This is a genomic window from Pseudoxanthomonas jiangsuensis, assembly GCF_010093185.1.
GTDB lineage: Bacteria > Pseudomonadota > Gammaproteobacteria > Xanthomonadales > Xanthomonadaceae > Pseudoxanthomonas > Pseudoxanthomonas jiangsuensis.
This window is the reverse complement of record NZ_PDWL01000017.1, coordinates 59,173-75,178: the sequence shown is the minus strand read 5'-3', so window position 1 is coordinate 75,178 and position 16,006 is coordinate 59,173. Positions and strand designations below refer to the sequence as shown.

The 16,006-nt window shown below is 71.3% G+C and carries 15 protein-coding genes and 1 pseudogene; 3 read left to right on the top strand and 13 right to left on the bottom strand.

Annotation, left to right across the window (positions count from 1 at the left end):
* The first annotated feature begins 12 nt into the window (after nucleotides 1-12).
* Both CSC62_RS11665 and CSC62_RS11660 read left to right on the top strand, forming a co-directional pair.
* A complete protein-coding gene (locus CSC62_RS11665; protein WP_162406520.1) occupies nucleotides 13-453 on the top strand; it encodes a group III truncated hemoglobin in 441 nt (146 codons plus the stop codon).
* On the top strand, nucleotides 450-911 hold the full coding sequence (locus CSC62_RS11660) for a cupin domain-containing protein (RefSeq protein WP_162406518.1): 462 nt from the start codon (nucleotides 450-452) through the stop codon (nucleotides 909-911). Before CSC62_RS11665 ends, CSC62_RS11660 begins: the two co-directional genes overlap by 4 nt.
* Before the next feature lie 14 nt (nucleotides 912-925).
* On the opposite strand, the gene CSC62_RS11655 is transcribed toward CSC62_RS11660, so the two are convergent.
* On the bottom strand, nucleotides 926-2,137 hold the full coding sequence (locus CSC62_RS11655; RefSeq protein ID WP_162406516.1) for an alpha/beta hydrolase fold domain-containing protein: 1,212 nt from the start codon (nucleotides 2,135-2,137) through the stop codon (nucleotides 926-928).
* A gap of 14 nt (nucleotides 2,138-2,151) precedes the next feature.
* On the opposite strand from CSC62_RS11655, the pseudogene CSC62_RS11650 reads away from it, so the two are divergent.
* Nucleotides 2,152-2,847 (top strand): annotated as a pseudogene (locus tag CSC62_RS11650) (hydroxymethylglutaryl-CoA lyase); the annotation flags it as partial.
* Nucleotides 2,848-2,862: 15 nt separating this feature from the next.
* Here the strand turns inward: CSC62_RS11650 and CSC62_RS11645 are convergent.
* From CSC62_RS11645 to CSC62_RS11590, 12 genes are all read right to left on the bottom strand, one after another.
* A complete protein-coding gene (locus tag CSC62_RS11645) occupies nucleotides 2,863-3,477 on the bottom strand; it encodes a cytochrome c3 family protein (RefSeq protein WP_162406514.1) in 615 nt (204 codons plus the stop codon).
* 3 nt (nucleotides 3,478-3,480) lie between these two features.
* On the bottom strand, nucleotides 3,481-4,083 hold the full coding sequence (locus CSC62_RS11640; RefSeq protein ID WP_162406512.1) for a nitrate reductase cytochrome c-type subunit: 603 nt from the start codon (nucleotides 4,081-4,083) through the stop codon (nucleotides 3,481-3,483).
* 10 nt (nucleotides 4,084-4,093) lie between these two features.
* Entirely contained in the window at nucleotides 4,094-6,589 is a 2,496-nt protein-coding gene (gene napA / locus CSC62_RS11635) for a periplasmic nitrate reductase subunit alpha (RefSeq protein ID WP_162406510.1), read from the bottom strand.
* Nucleotides 6,586-6,903 carry a chaperone NapD gene (locus tag CSC62_RS11630; RefSeq protein ID WP_162406508.1) on the bottom strand — a complete coding sequence of 106 codons (318 nt, stop codon included), beginning with the start codon at nucleotides 6,901-6,903 and terminating at the stop codon, nucleotides 6,586-6,588. The genes napA and CSC62_RS11630 overlap by 4 nt, the downstream gene beginning before the upstream one ends.
* Nucleotides 6,900-7,400: a ferredoxin-type protein NapF gene (locus CSC62_RS11625; protein WP_162406506.1), complete on the bottom strand. Its 501-nt coding sequence runs from the start codon at nucleotides 7,398-7,400 to the stop codon at nucleotides 6,900-6,902. The genes CSC62_RS11630 and CSC62_RS11625 overlap by 4 nt, the downstream gene beginning before the upstream one ends.
* A gap of 2 nt (nucleotides 7,401-7,402) precedes the next feature.
* Nucleotides 7,403-7,576 (bottom strand): periplasmic nitrate reductase, NapE protein, encoded by a 174-nt coding sequence (locus CSC62_RS11620; protein ID WP_162406504.1) that lies wholly within the window; start codon nucleotides 7,574-7,576, stop codon nucleotides 7,403-7,405.
* Nucleotides 7,577-7,754: 178 nt separating this feature from the next.
* Nucleotides 7,755-8,576 (bottom strand): uroporphyrinogen-III C-methyltransferase, encoded by an 822-nt coding sequence (gene cobA / locus CSC62_RS11615; protein WP_162406502.1) that lies wholly within the window; start codon nucleotides 8,574-8,576, stop codon nucleotides 7,755-7,757.
* An 18-nt stretch (nucleotides 8,577-8,594) separates the two neighbouring features.
* Nucleotides 8,595-11,381: a nitrate reductase gene (locus CSC62_RS11610; RefSeq protein WP_162406500.1), complete on the bottom strand. Its 2,787-nt coding sequence runs from the start codon at nucleotides 11,379-11,381 to the stop codon at nucleotides 8,595-8,597.
* On the bottom strand, nucleotides 11,381-11,761 hold the full coding sequence (nirD, locus tag CSC62_RS11605) for a nitrite reductase small subunit NirD (protein ID WP_211368981.1): 381 nt from the start codon (nucleotides 11,759-11,761) through the stop codon (nucleotides 11,381-11,383). The genes CSC62_RS11610 and nirD overlap by 1 nt, the downstream gene beginning before the upstream one ends.
* 1 nt (nucleotide 11,762) lies before the next feature.
* Nucleotides 11,763-14,228, bottom strand: a complete 2,466-nt coding sequence (nirB, locus tag CSC62_RS11600) for a nitrite reductase large subunit NirB (protein WP_162406498.1) — start codon at nucleotides 14,226-14,228, stop codon at nucleotides 11,763-11,765.
* Nucleotides 14,225-14,713 (bottom strand): GNAT family N-acetyltransferase, encoded by a 489-nt coding sequence (locus CSC62_RS11595; RefSeq protein ID WP_162406496.1) that lies wholly within the window; start codon nucleotides 14,711-14,713, stop codon nucleotides 14,225-14,227. The genes nirB and CSC62_RS11595 overlap by 4 nt, the downstream gene beginning before the upstream one ends.
* Before the next feature lie 3 nt (nucleotides 14,714-14,716).
* Nucleotides 14,717-15,886 carry a nitrate/nitrite transporter gene (locus CSC62_RS11590; RefSeq protein ID WP_211368987.1) on the bottom strand — a complete coding sequence of 390 codons (1,170 nt, stop codon included), beginning with the start codon at nucleotides 15,884-15,886 and terminating at the stop codon, nucleotides 14,717-14,719.
* Between the last annotated feature and the right edge of the window lie 120 nt (nucleotides 15,887-16,006).

Genomic DNA, 16,006 nt, shown 5'->3' with positions numbered 1-16,006 from the left:
AGGACGCAGTGCATGCACGCCACTCCCCCATTCCCGCCCGACGCCTGCTGCCGCGAGGACGAAGTCGTCGACCTGGTCCACGGCTTCTACGCCCGCGTGCGCGAGGACGACCTGCTCGGCCCGGTGTTCGACCGCCACGTCCACGACTGGCCCGCGCACCTGGCCCACCTGGTCGATTTCTGGTCGGCGCTGCTGCGCGGCACCCGCCGCTTCAATGGCGCGCCGATGCCGCGGCATATGGCCCTTCCGGGATTGAGCGCGGAGCTGTTCGAGCGCTGGCTGGCGCTGTTCGCGCAGGCCACCACCGCCTCGGGCAATCTGGCACTCAAGGCCGAGGCCGACGCGCGGGCGGCGATGATCGCCCAGCGCTTCTGGCGCCAGTACCAGCTCGAAGGCCACCACCTGCCGGCCGCGGCCGGCGTCGCTGTCGATACCGATGGAGAACCCGCATGAACCCGATCCGCTTCCCGCACGCTGGCCTAGCCGGCGGCGTACTGGCCCTGGCGCTGGCCGCGACCCTGCCGGTCCTGGCTCACGCCCACGACGGGCATGAGCACGGGCAAGCGGCGCCGGCCGCGGCACCAGCACCACGACTGGCGGACCTGGCGCCGCGGCCCGCCGCCGGGCTGGCCGAGGCCAAGACGGCGACGACCATCGGCCGCTACGGCGGCACCCGGATGATGCAGCTGCAGCTCAAGGCCGGTACGTCGATGCCGGCGCATTCGGCGCCGGAGCGGGTGGTGGTGGTGGTGCTTTCCGGACGCGGCAGCTTCGGCCTCGGCGCCGACCGGGTCGCCCTGCACGAGCGCCAGGTGCTGCATCTGGCGCCGGGCGAGGAGCATTCGGTACAGGCCGAGACCGACCTGGAGCTGCTGCTGGTGCGGATCGGCGAAGGGCCGGCGGTGCCATAGCGGCACGACCGGGTTCACCTGGCGGTGCTGAGCCGCGGGCGCTCGCCGACCACCGGATCGAGGCCGAAGACCCGGCGCAGGAACCGGGCGCCGTCCTCCAGCGACTGGCGGGCGGTGGAGGACACCTGCACCGCCTCGATGAAGCTGTGCGGCGCGCCGGGATACAGCTTCACCTCCACGTCCACGCCGGCGGCCATCAGCTTGCCGGCCATGGCCAGGTTCTGCTCGCTGAGCACGTCGCACTCGCCCACACCGATGAAGTACGGCGGCAGGCCGGCCACGTCGGCCAGCAGGCCGTGGGTGTACGGGTCGTTGCGGTCGGCGGGACGGGAGATGTAGTAGTTCCAGAACGTGTCGACCTCCACCGCGGTCAGCATGTCGGCGTCGGTGCCGTAGCGGCGGCGCGAATGCGGCGAGCAGTCGGGGGTGAAGCCGGCGTAGTAGCTGAGTACGGCGCCGACGCGGTGGCCCTGGCCTTCGTCGCGCAGCTTCAGCACCGCGCCGGCGCTGAGATTGCCGCCGGCCGAATCGCCGCCGAGCGCCAGCCGCTCGCCGTCCAGGCCGTGCCGGGGGCCGTGCTCGCGCAGCCGGTGCACCACGTCGACCACCTGCTCCAGCGCCACCGGATAGCGGGCCTCGGGCGACAGCGCGTAGTCGATTCCGACCCCCGCCACCCCGGCACGCGCCGCGAGCTCGCGCATCACCAGGTCGTGGGTGTCGATGCTGAACATCGCCCAGCCGCCGCCGTGCAGGAAGCCCAGGGTCGGCTTGGGCCTGCCCGGCGCCGGGTCGTGGATGCGCAGGCGCACCGGCCCGTGCCGGGTGTCGGCGAAGACCTCCTCGGTCCGCGGCATGACCGGCCCGCCCTCGCGCCAAGGCCGGCGCACCTGCTCGACGATCTCGCGCAAGGCGGGCCAGCCCAGGGTGCGGCCGCCGACCAGGCGCCGGCCCTCGGCGATCACGCTGTCGATGAAGAGGGCGATCTCCGGGTCGATCGGCCTGGCCCGCGGCTCGATCGCGGCGATGGCATCGGCGCCGCGGCCGCCGTCGAAGCGCCGCATCCAGTCGGCCAGCGGCAGTTGGCGGGTGTCCCACAGCCCGCGCAGGATGTCGTCGAAGACGTCGTCGCGTTCGTCCTGGCCGAGCTTGAAGGTGGCGCGGGTATCGCGGATGTGGGCGTGGAAACCGACCACGTGCTCGCGCAGCGACAGGTAGCGCGGGCCCATCTCCTCGATGCTCCAGGCGGCCGGGCGCCGCCTATCCGGTCCTGGTGCCCAACGCGAAGGGCCTGGAACGCGCGCTGGCCGCAGGCGTGGGCCAGATCGCGGTGTTCACCGCCGCCTCGGACGCCTTCAACCTGCGCAACACCAACTGCACGGTCGACGATTCGCTGCTGCGGCTGGCGCCGGTGGTCGAGCGCGCCCGCGCCGAGGGCCTGAGGGTGCGCGGCTACGTCTCCACGGTGCTGGGCTGTCCCTACCAGGGCCAGGTGCCGCTGGCCGAGGTGGTGCGCGTGGCGCGCGGCCTGCACGCGATGGGCTGCGATGAGATCTCGCTCGGCGACACCATCGGCGTGGGCACCCCGGACAAGGCCCGGCGGATGCTGCTGGCCTGCGCCGCGGAGGTGCCGATGGAGCGGCTGGCCGTGCACTTCCACGACACCTACGGCCAGGCCCTGGCCAACGCCTTCGCCTGCCTGGAGGCGGGTGTGCGCGTGGTGGACAGCGCGGTCGCCGGCCTCGGCGGCTGTCCCTACGCGAAGGGCGCCAGCGGCAACCTCGCCAGCGAGGACCTGGTCTACCTGCTGGAAGGACTGGGCATGCGCACCGGCATCGACGCCGAGGCGCTGGTCGACACCGCGCTGTGGATTTCCGCCGAGCTCGACCGGCCGCCGGCCAGCAGGCTGGCGACCGTCGCAGCGGCGACCTGCGGCTGAGCGCAGGCGCCGGGGCTAGCCCTGCGGCACCCCGGTCATGTCCGGCAGCTTGTGGGCGATGCCCTTGTGGCAGTCGATGCAGGTCTTCTGCCCGCTGCCCAGCCACAGTTTGTGGATCTGGCCCGCACGCGGGCTCTGCCGGGTCAGGTCCATCGAGTCGAACTCGTGGCAGTTGCGGCATTCGAGCGAGTCGTTGGCCTTCAGCCGCGCCCATTCGTGGGTGGCCAGGACCAAGCGCTCGTCGAGGAACTTCTCGCGGGTGTTGATGGTGCCGAAGATCTTGCCCCAGACCTCCTTGGAGGCCTGCATCTTGCGCGCGATCTTGTCGGTCCAGTTGTGCGGGACGTGGCAGTCCGGGCAGGTCGCGCGCACCCCGGAGCGGTTGCTGTAGTGGATGGTCGACTTCAGCTCCTGGAACACGTTGTCGCGCATCTCGTGGCAGCTGGTGCAGAACTCCTCGGTGTTGGTCGCCTCCAGGGCGGTGTTGAAGCCGCCCCAGAACATCACCCCGGCCACGAACCCGGCCACGGTCAGGAAGCCCAGGCTGTAGTAGCGGCTGGGCGAGCGCAGGGTCCGCCACAGACTCAGCGCGTGGTACCTGATCCAAGCCACCCGGGTGCGCACCGACATGGGTCAGCCTCCCCCCGGCGGGGCGGCTTGCGGCGGCGCGGCGTCCGGCGGCGGCGACGCCAGCACGCTGTCGATGTCGCGGAAGCCGCTGGCCACCAGAGTCGGGGCGTCGGTCTGGACCACGTGGCACTGGTTGCAGAAGTAGCGGCGCGGCGAGACCGTGGCCAGGAACTGGTCGTCGCGGTCCATGTAGTGGGTCACGCTCACCGGCGGCGCCTGGAAGGTGGCCGCGTTGGCGCGCGCGTGGCAGAGCATGCAGCGGTTGCTGTTCTTGTCGACCTGGTAGCCGTCGATGGTGTGCGGGATGGTCGGCGGCTGCATCGGGTAGGCGCGGGTGCGCTTGATGTCGGTGTTCTCCACGTGCGCCATCGGCGGCGGATGGCCCTCCTGGTCCACCGGCACGCCGCGTCGGATCGCGTCGATCTGGCCGGCGCCGGGGATGAACACCGCGCGCGCGTCCACCGGCACCGCGCCGGCGGCGGTCACCGGCAGTTGCGGTGCGTCGCTCCGGGCGCGGATCTTGCCGAGCATCCAGCCGGCCGAGAACACCAGCACCGACAGCGCCAGCACCAGGACGACGGCGACGATCAGGGGCTTGTTGCGCATGGGCTGTCTCCTAGGCCGCCACGACCTTCACGGCGCACTTCTTGTAGTCGGTCTGCTTGGAGATCGGATCGGTCGCGTCCAGGGTGACCTTGTTGATCAGCTGGCCGGCGTCGAACCAGGGCACGAAGATCACCCCGGGCGGCATCCGGTTGCGGCCGCGCGTCTCCACCCGCGAGCGCATCTCCCCGCGCCGCGACACCACCCGCACCTCGTCGCCGCGCTTGAGCCCGCGCGCGCGCGCGTCGTCCGGGTTCATGAACACGCAGGCGGCGGGAACGGCCTTGTACAGCTCCGGCACCCGCATCGTCATCGAGCCCGAATGCCAGTGCTCCAGCACCCGCCCGGTGACCAGCCACATGTCGTAGTCGGCGTCGGGCGATTCGGCCGGCGGCTCGTAGGGCAGCGCCCAGATCACCGCACGGCCGTCCTTGTTGCCGTAGAACTCGAAGCCGGCGCCGGCCTTGACGTAGGGGTCGGCGCCCTCGCGGTAGCGCCAGCGGGTCTCCTTGCCGTCCACCACCGGCCAGCGGATGCCGCGCGCCTTGTGGTAGTCGTCGAACGGCGCCAGGTCGTGGCCGTGGCCGCGGCCGAATTCGGCGTATTCCTCGAATAGGCCCTTCTGCACGTAGAAGCCGAACGCCGCGGCCTCGGCGTTGGCGTAGCCGGCCTCGATCTGCTCCACCGGGAAGGCGTCGACCTTGCCGTTGCGGTACAGCACCTCGAACAGGGTCTTGCCCTTGTACTGCGGATGGGCGGCCAGGATCTCCGCCGGCCAGCACTCGTCAGTGGTGAAGCGCTTGGAGAACTCCATCAGCTGCCACAGGTCCGACCTGGCCTGTCCCGGCGCGTCCACCAGCTGGTGCCAGAACTGGGTGCGGCGCTCGGCATTGCCGTAGGCGCCCTCCTTCTCCACCCACATCGCCGCCGGCAGGATCAGGTCGGCGGCCTGCGCGGTCACGGTCGGATAGGCGTCGGAGACGACGATGAAGTTGTCCGGGTTGCGGTAGCCGGGCCAGGTCTCCTGGAGCAGGTTGGCCGCGGCCTGCATGTTGTTGTTGACCTGCACCCAGTAGGCGTTGAGCTTGCCGTCCTTGAGCGCGCGGTTCTGCTCGACCGCGTGGTAGCCGGGCTTTTCCTTGATGATCCCATGCGGGATCTTCCAGATCTCCTCGGCGTGGTGGCGGTGCTCGGGGTTGGTCACCACCATGTCCGCCGGCAGGCGGTGGCTGAAGGTGCCGACCTCGCGCGCGGTGCCGCAGGCCGATGGCTGGCCGGTCAGCGAGAACGGGCTGTTGCCCGGGGTGGAGATCTTCCCGGTCAGCAGGTGGATGTTGTAGACCATGTTGTTGGCCCACGTACCCCGGGTATGCTGGTTGAAGCCCATGGTCCAGAACGACATGACCTTGACCTTGGGGTCGGCGTACAGCTCGGCCAGCTTCTCCAGCCAGCCGCGCTCGACCCCGGTCATCTCCACCGCCCGATCCAGCGTATACGGCGCGACGAAGCGGGCGAACGCCTCGAAGTCGATCGGGGTGCCGCCGTTGGCGTCCTTGGCGTTCTTGGCCTTCAGTTCCAGCGGGTGGTCGGGGCGCAGGCCGTAGCCGATGTCGTCGTTGCCGCGCTTGAAGGTGGTGTGCTTGTCGACGAAGTCCTTGTTGACCTTGCCGGACTGGATGATGTGGTTGGCGATGTAGTTGAGGATGACCAGGTCGGTCTGCGGCTTGAAGATGATCGGGATGTCGGCCAGCTCGAAACTGCGGTGCTCGAAGGTCGACATCACCGCGACCTTGACGTGCGGGTTGGTCAGCCGGCGGTCGGTCACCCGGGTCCACAGGATCGGGTGCATCTCGGCCATGTTCGAGCCCCACAGCACGAACGCGTCGGCCGCCTCGATGTCGTCGTAGCAGCCCATCGGCTCGTCCATGCCGAAGGTGCGCATGAAGCCGGTGACCGCCGAGGCCATGCAATGGCGCGCGTTCGGGTCGATGTGGTTGCTGCGGAAGCCGGCCTTCATCAGCTTGTTGGCGGCGTAGCCCTCGAACACGGTCCACTGCCCGGAGCCGAACATGCCGATGCCCTCGCCGCCCTTGGCCTTGAGCACCTTCTTGAACTGCGCGGCCATCACGTCGAAGGCCTCGTCCCAGCCGACCGGGGTGAAGTCCCCGTCCTTGGCGTAGGCGCCGTTCTTCTTGCGCAGCAGGGGCTGGGTCAGGCGGTCGGTGCCGTACAGCACCTTGGACAGGAAATAGCCCTTGACGCAGTTGATGCCGCGGTTGACCTCGGCGTGCACGTCGCCGTGGGTGGCCACCACCCGGCCGTCCTTGACCGCCACGTTCACCCCGCAGCCGGTGCCGCAGTAGCGGCAGGGCGCCTTGCTCCACTTCAGCTGGGTCAGGTCGCCCTCGGTGATCACGTTGCTGCCGCCGCCCGGCAGGGGCAGCCCTGCGGCGGCGGCGGCCGTGGCGATGGCGCTGGAGCGGATGAAGTCGCGACGTGTGGTGCTCATGCGGAGGCTCCGCTCGCGGATGCAGGGGAAAGGGAAAGGTCCACCGGCTCGTCCAGGGCCTGGCCCGGCTCGGCGTGGTGGTAGACCAGCAACACGTTGAGCACCCCGGGCACGGCCTGCAGCTGGTCGACCCGATCCATCAGCGCGTGGCGGTCGGCCGATTCGCACAGGACCACGCTGCGGGTGTCGCCGCGCACGGCCAGTTCCAGATCGCCGTGGCCGGCGACCGCCGCGGCCAGTGCGGGCAGCGCGTCGTCGCGGTGCTGGACCACGAAGCTGGCGATGTGGACCTCGTCGTGCGCGGGGACGTTCATGCGGCCGCTTCCAGCGGCGCGTCGGCCAGGGCCAGCGCGTCGGCCGGGCACACGCCGACGCAGGCCGCGCAGCCGGTGCAAAGCGCGGGATCGACCCAGGCGGCGCCGCGGCCGCCGGGCGGCACCCGGATCGCGGACTCGGGACAGGCGTCGCGGCAGCTGGCGCAGACCACGCCGTGCGCGGGCAGGCAGCCCGGGCCGACCTGGGCGCGCAGCTCCCACGGCGGCGAGAGCGAGGCGTCCAGCGCGCCGGTGCCGCAGGCCCGCGCGCAGTCGCCGCAGAAGGTGCATTCGCCGGCGGTCGCCTCGAACCGCGGCAGGCCGTCGGCGCCACGCGCGAGCACGTCCTCGCCGCAGGCGCGCACGCAGGCGTCGCAACGTGTGCACAGGGAGGCGAACGCGGCTTCGGCCAGCGCCCAGGGCGGGCGCACGGCGGGCGCCTCGGCGGCGGTGCGGCCGAACAGCAGGGCGCGTCGGGAAAGAGCGGCGGCGGCCATGGCTACGGCCCGGTCGGCGGCCCGGCAAACAGCAGCTGCCAGCCCCACACCAGAAAACCGTAGCCGGCCACGATCAGGATCGCCAGCAACGGGAACACCACCGCCGTCACCAGCAGGAACGCGATGCGTTCCTGGTTGCGGGTCGCCTGGACTTCCTGGCCTGGGCTCTGCTCCATGTGCCTACCTTTTACAGGATGGGGACGCAGCAGTACTTCGGCGCGCAGGCTACCACAGGCCTTCGTCGGCGGTAAGCGAAGACGCGCCGCATCGCGGTGCCCGGCGGCGCGATGCGATCCAGATCACATTCGCGTCCTCGCGGCCCTGGCCCGCGGGATCGGCAAGGCGCGTCGCGGTTCAGGCCTGCGCACGCAATGGTCGCCGGGCCTCGTTCTCGCGCGTCCGGGCGGCATCGCCGGAGGCCGCCGTTGCCTCCGCCATCGCGGCGCCAACCAGGATCACGCCCGGCTGGCCGGGCTCCAGCACGGCGGCCGCGGTCGCGGCCAGTTCGCCCAGGGTCGTCACCAGCCGGCGCTCGTCGCACTGGCTGGCCGCCTGCACGACCGCCGCGGGGGTGGCCGCCGGCAGCTGGCGCAGGAGGCCGCTGGCGATCGCGGCGATCCGGCCCATGCCCATGTAGATCGCCAGGGTGGTGCCGCCGCGCGCCAGCGCCTCCCAGTCCGGTTCGCCGTGGTCGGCGGTGTGGGCGGTGACGAAGGTGATGCCGTGGCAGTGCTCGCGGTGGGTGAGCGAGACGCCCAGCGCGGCGGCGGCGGCGAACGCGGCGCTGATGCCGTTGACGATCCGCACCGGCACCCCGGCCGCGCGCAGGAACGCGATCTCCTCGCCGGCGCGGCCGAACATCAGTGCATCGCCGCCCTTGACCCGCACCACCCGCAGGCCCTGCAGCGCGTAGCGCCGCATCAGCCGGCAGATGAAGGCCTGCGGGGTGGAGCGGCAGCCGCCGCGCTTGCCGACCCGCACCACGCGCGCCTGCGGGGCGAGTTCGACGATGCCGGGATCGACCAGTTCGTCCAGCAGCAGCACCTCGGCCTTTGCCAGCGCGCGCACCGCCTTGAGGGTGAGCAGTTCCAGGTCGCCGGGGCCTGCCGACAGCAGCACGACTTCTTCCGGGATGCGGCGCGGGGCGACGGGATCGGCGTGGGGGGGACGGGTCATGGACATCTCCGGTGGACGTCAGGCGCTCGCCGCCTGGCGGACGAACTGGGTGAGCTGGGGCACGCAGGAACCGCAGACCGTGCCGCAACCCAGCTTCTGCTTGAGCGCGGGCACGTCGGCGCCGGCGCGTACTTCGTGGCGGATCGCCGATTCGGTCACCTGGCGGCAGACGCAGACCACCGGGTCGCGCGCGACCTCGGCCAGCGCCGAGAACGCGGCCAGCCGCGGCCCGCGCCAGGCGCCGCCGGCCAGCGCAGTGCGCAGCAGGGATTCGCCGCCGGGCTGGACGTCGCTCCAGAGCAGGCCGTCGATGAAGCTGCCGCCGGCTTCGCTGCGCCAGGCCACGCGCTTGAGCAGGCCGCGGCGGGCGTCGCGGTATTCGAGGGTGTCCGCGCCGGCGGCCAGGTCGAGGGCCGCATCCAGCGCCGCCAGCCAGTCGGCCGGCATCGCTTCGGCCGACGCGGCGCGCAGCACCAGCCAGGCCCGGCCTTCGGGCGCATCCGGGTCGACGTCCGCCTGCAGGGAAAGACCGGCATAGCCGCAGTCCTTCAGCAGCGGCTGCACCGCCGCGCGCAGGGCCAGGGCCTCACCGCGGCGTGCGGCCAGCAGGTGCCAGCCGAAGCCGGCCTTCTCCACCCGCACCGCCGCATGCTTGAGCTCGGGCTGGCGCGAGCGCGCGTCCACCGCTGGCTGGCTGACCTCGTTGATGCCGCCGCTGGACAGGTACTGGCCGCTCCAGTGCATGGCCGCGAACACCGTGCCCGAAGCCACCTCGTCGGAGATCTCCAGCGGCAGCACCAGCTCGCCGCGCTTGCTCGCCACCCGCACCAGCTCGCCGGCTTTCAGTCCACGGCGCACGGCGTCGTCCGGATGCATCCGCAAGCCCGGCTCCGGGCTGTGCGCGAACAGTTCCGGCACCCGCCCGGTGCGCGACATCCCGTGCCACTGGTCGCGCAGGCGGCCGGTGAGCAGGCGCAGGGGGAAGCGCGCGGAGATCGGCTCGGCCACCGGCCGGTAGGGCGTGGCATGGAAGCGGGCGCGGCCGTCGGCGGTGGCGAACACGCCGTCGGCGTAGCGCCGCGCCTGGCCCTGGGCGGCGCCGGCGGGGAACGGCCACTGCTGCGGGCCCTGGTCCTCCAGCCGGGCGTAGTCGAGGCCGCCGATGTCCAGGTCGCGGCCGACCGTCAGCGCACGATGCTCGGCGAAGATCGCCGCCGGCGCGTCGGCCTCGAACAGCGGCGCGGCGCCCGGCGCGGCCAGCCGCGCCTCGATCCGGCGCGCGACCTCGCGCGCGATCCACCAGTCCGGCCTGGCCTGCCCCGGCGCGGCCACCGCCGCGCGCACCCGCGAGATCCGGCGCTCGGAATTGGTCACCGTCCCTTCCTTCTCGCCCCAGGTGCTGGCCGGCAGCAGGGCGTCGGCGAAGGGCACGGTGTCGGTGCCGGAGAACGCCTCCTGCACGACCACGTACTCGGCCTTGTGCAGGGCCTCGCGCACCGCGCCGATGTCGGGCATCGAATGGACCGGGTTGGTGCAGGCGATCCACACCGCCTTGACCTTGCCCGCGCGCAGGCCTTCGAACAGTTCCACCGCCGCCAGCCCCGGCCGCGGCGACAGCGTGCCCGGGGCCAGCCTCCACAGCGCCTCGACCTCGGCGCGATGGGCCGCGTCGGCGATCTCGCGGTGCGCGGCCAGCATCGTCGCCATGCCGCCGACCTCGCGCCCGCCCATCGCGTTGGGCTGGCCGGTCAGCGAGAACGGGCCGGCGCCGGGCCGGCCCAGCTGCCTTGTGGCCAGGTGCAGGTGGATCAGGGCCAGGTTCTTGTCGGTGCCGTGCGCGGACTGGTTCAGGCCCATGCAGTACAGCGACAGCGCCGCCGGGCTGCGGCCGAACCATTCGGCCGCGGTCACCAGGTCGGCGGCCGGGATGCCGCAGATCTGGGCCGCCATCGACGGGGTGTAGTCGCGCAGCAGCTGCTTGAGCTCGGCAAAGCCGGTGGTGCGTTCGCGGATGAAGTCCTGGTCCAGCAGCCCTTCCCACACCAGGTGGTGGAGCATGCCGTTGAACAGGGCCACGTCGGTGCCCGGCTGGATCGCCAGGTGCAGGTCGGCCATGGCCGCGGTATCGGTGCGGCGCGGATCGACCACGATCCAGCGCACCTGCGGATCGCGCGCCTTCGCCTCCTCCAGCCGCCGGAACAGCACCGGGTGGGCGTAGGCGGCGTTGCTGCCGGCGAACAGCACGGTCTTGGCGTGCTCCAGGTCCTCGTAGCAGGTCGGCGGGCCGTCGGCCCCGAACGCCAGCTTGTAGCCGGTCACCGCGCTGGACATGCACAGGCGCGAGTTGGTGTCGATGTTGTTGGTGCCGATCAGGCCCTTGGCCAGCTTGTTGAAGACGTAGTAGTCCTCGGTCAGCAGTTGGCCGGAGAGGTAGAACGCGACCGCGTCCGGGCCGTGGCGCTCGACGATCGCGGCCAGGCGCTCGGCCACGGTGTCCAGGGCCAGGCCCCAGTCCACCGCGCGCCGCGGCTCGCCGCGGCGGCCGCGCAGTTCCGGCGACAGCACCCGGCCGTGCAGGCTGCGGGCGCTGTCGGCCAGGGTCCGGCCCTTGCTGCACAGGCGGCCATGGTTGGCCGGGTGGTCCGGGTCGCCCTCGACCGCGACGATCCGCTCGCCGCTGGTGTCGCGCTCGCTGTGGATCCGCACGCCGCAGCCCACCCCGCAGTAGCAGCAGGTCGAACGCGTGGTCCGCCGCTCCACCGCCGCGGGGTCGGCCTGGGCGAGCGGGCCGCCGGCGCCATCCATCAGGCAGCGGCCTCCGTCGCCACCGCGATCTCCGCCTGCGCGTCAGGCTGCAGCGACAGCCAGACCTGGCCGTCGCGCACCTGCACCGGGTACTTGCGGGCGCAGCCCACGTCCGGGGCGCAGGCCTGGCCGCTGTCGAGCTGGATGTTCCAGCCGTGCAACGGGCAGGTCACGGTGTCGCCACTGACAATGCCCTGCGACAGCGGCCCGCCCTTGTGCGGGCAACTGTCGGCCAGGGCGAATACCCGCTCGGCGGCGGGGCGGAACAGGGCGATGTCGTCGCCCTCCCCGCATTGCAGGACCCGCGAGCCCAGCAGGGGGATCTCGTCGATGGCGCACACGTGCACCCAGGACGGGTTGGCCGGAATCTGTGCGCTCATCTCAGTCCTCCAGGGCCACGGCGATCCGCCGCTCGGCGGTGTCCAGCTTCAACGGTGCGTACTCGCGCGGCTGCGCGCCGGCGATGCGCGCGGCCCACGGGTCGGGCAGGCCCTCCAGCGCGAACAGCAGGCGCTCGTACAGCGCACGACGGTTGTCGGCGTCCTCCACCACCTTGCGCTTGACGTAGTCCAGGCCGACCCGCTCGATGTAGTGCACGGTGCGGTCGAGGTAGTAGGCCTCTTCGCGGTACAGCTGCAGAAAGGCGCCGGTGTATTCCTTGACCTCGTCGGCGGTCCTGACCTTGCACAGGAAGCGCGCGACCTCGGTCTTGATCCCGCCGTTGCCGCCGACGTGGATCTCCCAACCCGAATCCACCGCGATGATGCCCACGTCCTTGATCCCCGACTCGGCGCAGTTGCGCGGGCAGCCGGACACCGCCAGCTTGACCTTGTGCGGGCTCCACATGTTGGCCAGCATCGTCTCCAGGTCGATGCCCATCTGGGTGCTGTTCTGGGTGCCGAAGCGGCAGAACTCGCTGCCCACGCAGGTCTTCACCGTGCGGATCGACTTGCCGTAGGCGTGGCCGGAGTTCATGCCCAGGTCCTTCCACACCCCGACCAGGTCCTCCTTCTTCACCCCCAGCAGGTCGATGCGCTGGCCGCCGGTGACCTTGACCATCGGCACCGCGTACTTGTCGGCGACGTCGGCGATCCGGCGCAGCTCGCTGGCGTTGGTGACGCCGCCCTTCATCTGCGGGATCACCGAGAAGGTGCCGTCCTTCTGGATGTTGGCGTGGGCGCGCTCGTTGATGAAGCGGCTCTGCGGGTCGTCCACCGCCTCGCGCGGCCAGGTCGAGAGCAGGTAGTAGTTCACCGCCGGGCGGCAGGTGGCGCAGCCGTTGGGGGTGCGCCATTCCATGAAGGCGTAGGCCTGGGCGTGGCTGACCAGGTGGTGCTCGCGGATCGCCTGCCGGACCTCGGCGTGGGTCAGCGCGGTGCAGCCGCACACCGCCTTTGTCTTGGGCGTCTCCTGGAAGTTGGAGCCCAGGCAGTTCATCAGGATCTGCTCGACCAGGCCGGTGCACGAGCCGCAGGAGCTGGCGGCCTTGGTGTGCTTCTTGACCTCGTCCACGGTGAACAGGCCCTGCTCGCGCACCGCCTTGACGATGGTGCCCTTGCACACGCCGTTGCAGCCGCAGACCTCGTCCGAATCGGCCATGCTCGCGGCGCGGTCCTGGCCGCCGGTGCCGGCGTCGCCCAAGGCGGTCTCGCCGAAGGCCAGGGTGTCGCGGCGGTCGCCGATGGCCGCGGCGTCCTTGATCTGCTTGAAGTACCAGGCGCCGTCGCTGGTGTCGCCGTACAGGCAGGCACCGACCAGCTTGTCGTCCTTGATCACCAGCTTCTTGTACAGGCCGCCGGCTGGGTCGGAGAGCACGATCTCCTCGGTGCCCTCGCCGCCCATGAATTCGCCGGCCGAGAACAGGTCGATGCCGGTCACCTTGAGCTTGGTCGACACCGCCGAGCCCTTGTAGATGCCGATGCCGTAGGTGGCCAGGTGGTTGGCGCAGATCTTGGCCTGCTCGAACAGCGGCGCGACCAGGCCATACGCGATGCCGCGGTGGCTGGCGCATTCGCCCACGGCATAGACACGCGGATCGTAGGTCTGCAGGGTGTCGTTGACCACGATCCCGCGGTTGCAGTGGATGCCCGCGCCCTGGGCCAGGGCGGTGTTGGGGCGGATGCCGGCGGCCATCACCACCAGGTCGGCCGCGATCTCCTCGCCGTCGGAGAAGCGCACCGCGGTGACCTCGCCGGCTTCGTTGCCGAGGATCGCGGTGGTGGAGGTGTTGAGCCGGAACGACAGCCCGCGCTCGACCAGCGACTTCTCCAGCAGCGCGCCGGCCACCGGGTCGAGCTGGCGCTCCAGCAGCCAGCCGGCGAGGTGGACCACGGTCACTTCCATGCCGCGCAGCTTCAGGCCGTTGGCCGCCTCCAGCCCGAGCAGGCCGCCGCCGATCACCACCGCGTGCTTCTTCACCCTGGCGGTGTCGATCATGGTCTGGGTGTCGTGGATGTCGCGGTAGCCGATCACCCCCTTCAGGTCCTTGCCCGGGACCGGCAGGATGAACGGCACCGAGCCGGTGGCCAGCAGCAGGCGGTCGTACTCGGCCTCGGTTCCGTCGGCGGCGACCACCTTGCGCCGCACCCGGTCGATCGTGGTGATCTCCTTGCCCAGGTGCAGGGCGATGCCGTTGTCGGCGTACCAGGACAAGGGATTGAGCACGATCTCGTCGAAGGTCTGCTCGCCGGCGAGTACCGGCGAGAGCAGGATGCGGTTGTAGTTCGGGTGCGGCTCGGCCCCGAACACGGTGATCTCGTACATGTCCGGCACCAGCTTCAGCAGCTCCTCGAGCGTGCGGATGCCGGCCATGCCGTTGCCCACCACCACCAGTCTTGGCTTCTTCATCGTTCGTTCCGGTTGTGCGCCCCGGCCAGGGTGCGCGTCATGAAAGTGCTGAACGGGTCTTCGACATACCTGTCGAACGGACCGCAGACATCGAACCCATAGCGCCGGTAGAGCGCGCGGGCGGGGGCGAATTCCGGCTGGGGGCCGGTCTCGAGGCTGAGCCGGCGGTAGCCGCGCTGCTCGGCTTCCTCGAGGATCCGCCGCATCAGGGCGCCGCCGACGCCGCGTCCGCGATGGACCAGGGCGGTGCGCATCGACTTGATCTCGCCGTGCCAGCCGTCGAGCTCGCGCAGCGCCGCGCACCCGAGCAGTTCGTCGCCGCTCCACGCGCTCCAGAAGGTGACGTCAGCCTGGCGCAGCTTGGACAGGTCCAGCGCGTGCACGCTCTCCGGCGGTGAAAGCCGGTACATGTCGTCCAGGTGCTCGCGCAGCAATGCCGCGATCTCCGGTCCGGTCAGCGGGTCGACGACGATCTGCAGGTTCATGGCTCAGACCCGGGCGGCGCCCGCCGCGGCCCAGTGCATGCGCCAGCGCTGCTTGACGCCGACCAGGCACAGCGAGGCGGTCAGGGCGACCGCGGCGAACAGCCACAGGCCCGGTGCGTAGGACCCGGCGTGCTGCTTGACCACGCCCAGCCCTGCCGCGAGCAGGAAGCCGCCGACGCCACCGGCCATGCCGATCAGGCCGGTCATCAGCCCGATCTCGGCGCCGAAGCGCTGCGGAACCAGCTGGAACACCGCCCCATTGCCCGCGCCCAGGCACAGCAGGGTGAACACGAACAGCGCGACCGTCGCGGTCGCCCCGCCGATGCCCAGCGCCGCGGCGGCGACCAGCACGGTGACGGCGACATAGACCATCTGCAGCGAGCGCGTGCCGCCGATGCGGTCGGCGATCACGCCGCCGAGCGGGCGCATCACCGAGCCGGCCAGCACGCAGGCGGCGGTGGCCCAGCCGGCCAGCTTCGGCTCGAAGCCGAACTGGTCGTGGAAGTAGCCCGGCAGGGCGCTGGCGAAGCCGGCGAAGCCGCCGAAGGTGATCGCGTAGAAGAACATGAACCACCACGAGTCGCGGTTGCCGACCAGCACCTGGGCGTAGTCGCCCAGGGTCTTGCGCGCCACCGGCACCGGCGCGTCCTTCGCGCACAGGGCGAACACCAGCAGCACCAGCGCCAGCGGGATGCAGGCCAGGCCGAACACGTTCTGGAAGCCGAAGGTCACCGCCAGCGCCGGCGCGAACAGCGCCGCCAGCACGGTGCCGGAATTGCCCGCCCCCGCGATCCCCATCGCCGTGCCCTGGTGCTCGGGCGGATACCAGCGCGAGGCCAGCGGCAGGGCCACCGCAAAGGAAGCGCCGGCCACGCCCAGCATCAGCCCCAGCAGCAAAGCCTGGCCGAAGCTGTGCACGCCCAGCTTCCAGGCCACCAGCAGGGCGGCGATCACCAGCAGCTGGGCGAGCACGCCGGTCAGCTTGGCGCCGATGCGGTCGGCCAGCAGGCCCAGGAACAGCCGCAGCACCGCGCCGCACAGAATCGGCACGGCCACCATCAGCGCGCGCTGCTGGGTGTCCAGCGCCAGCGCTTCGGCGATCTGCACCTGCAGCGGGCCGAGCAGGTACCAGACCATGAAGCTGAGGTCGAAGTAGAGGAACGCCGACAGCAGGGTCGGGGTGTGTCCGGCTTTCCAGAAGGATCGGTGCATTCCAGCCATCTCCGGGTGGGGGTACGCGGGTGCTGCGGAAAACAAAACGGCGCCTCCCGGTTCGCACCGGAAGACGCCGTT

What these genes read in the sequence shown, in the direction of transcription:
- CSC62_RS11665 (WP_162406520.1), top strand. Translation starts at nt 13, where the DNA reads ATGCACGCCACTCCCCCATTCCCGCCCGACGCCTGCTGCCGCGAGGAC.
- CSC62_RS11660 (WP_162406518.1), top strand. Translation starts at nt 450, where the DNA reads ATGAACCCGATCCGCTTCCCGCACGCTGGCCTAGCCGGCGGCGTACTG.
- CSC62_RS11655 (WP_162406516.1), bottom strand. Translation starts at nt 2,137, where the DNA reads ATGGGCCCGCGCTACCTGTCGCTGCGCGAGCACGTGGTCGGTTTCCAC.
- CSC62_RS11645 (WP_162406514.1), bottom strand. Translation starts at nt 3,477, where the DNA reads ATGTCGGTGCGCACCCGGGTGGCTTGGATCAGGTACCACGCGCTGAGT.
- CSC62_RS11640 (WP_162406512.1), bottom strand. Translation starts at nt 4,083, where the DNA reads ATGCGCAACAAGCCCCTGATCGTCGCCGTCGTCCTGGTGCTGGCGCTG.
- napA (WP_162406510.1), bottom strand. Translation starts at nt 6,589, where the DNA reads ATGAGCACCACACGTCGCGACTTCATCCGCTCCAGCGCCATCGCCACG.
- CSC62_RS11630 (WP_162406508.1), bottom strand. Translation starts at nt 6,903, where the DNA reads ATGAACGTCCCCGCGCACGACGAGGTCCACATCGCCAGCTTCGTGGTC.
- CSC62_RS11625 (WP_162406506.1), bottom strand. Translation starts at nt 7,400, where the DNA reads ATGGCCGCCGCCGCTCTTTCCCGACGCGCCCTGCTGTTCGGCCGCACC.
- CSC62_RS11620 (WP_162406504.1), bottom strand. Translation starts at nt 7,576, where the DNA reads ATGGAGCAGAGCCCAGGCCAGGAAGTCCAGGCGACCCGCAACCAGGAA.
- cobA (WP_162406502.1), bottom strand. Translation starts at nt 8,576, where the DNA reads ATGACCCGTCCCCCCCACGCCGATCCCGTCGCCCCGCGCCGCATCCCG.
- CSC62_RS11610 (WP_162406500.1), bottom strand. Translation starts at nt 11,381, where the DNA reads ATGGATGGCGCCGGCGGCCCGCTCGCCCAGGCCGACCCCGCGGCGGTG.
- nirD (WP_211368981.1), bottom strand. Translation starts at nt 11,761, where the DNA reads ATGAGCGCACAGATTCCGGCCAACCCGTCCTGGGTGCACGTGTGCGCC.
- nirB (WP_162406498.1), bottom strand. Translation starts at nt 14,228, where the DNA reads ATGAAGAAGCCAAGACTGGTGGTGGTGGGCAACGGCATGGCCGGCATC.
- CSC62_RS11595 (WP_162406496.1), bottom strand. Translation starts at nt 14,713, where the DNA reads ATGAACCTGCAGATCGTCGTCGACCCGCTGACCGGACCGGAGATCGCG.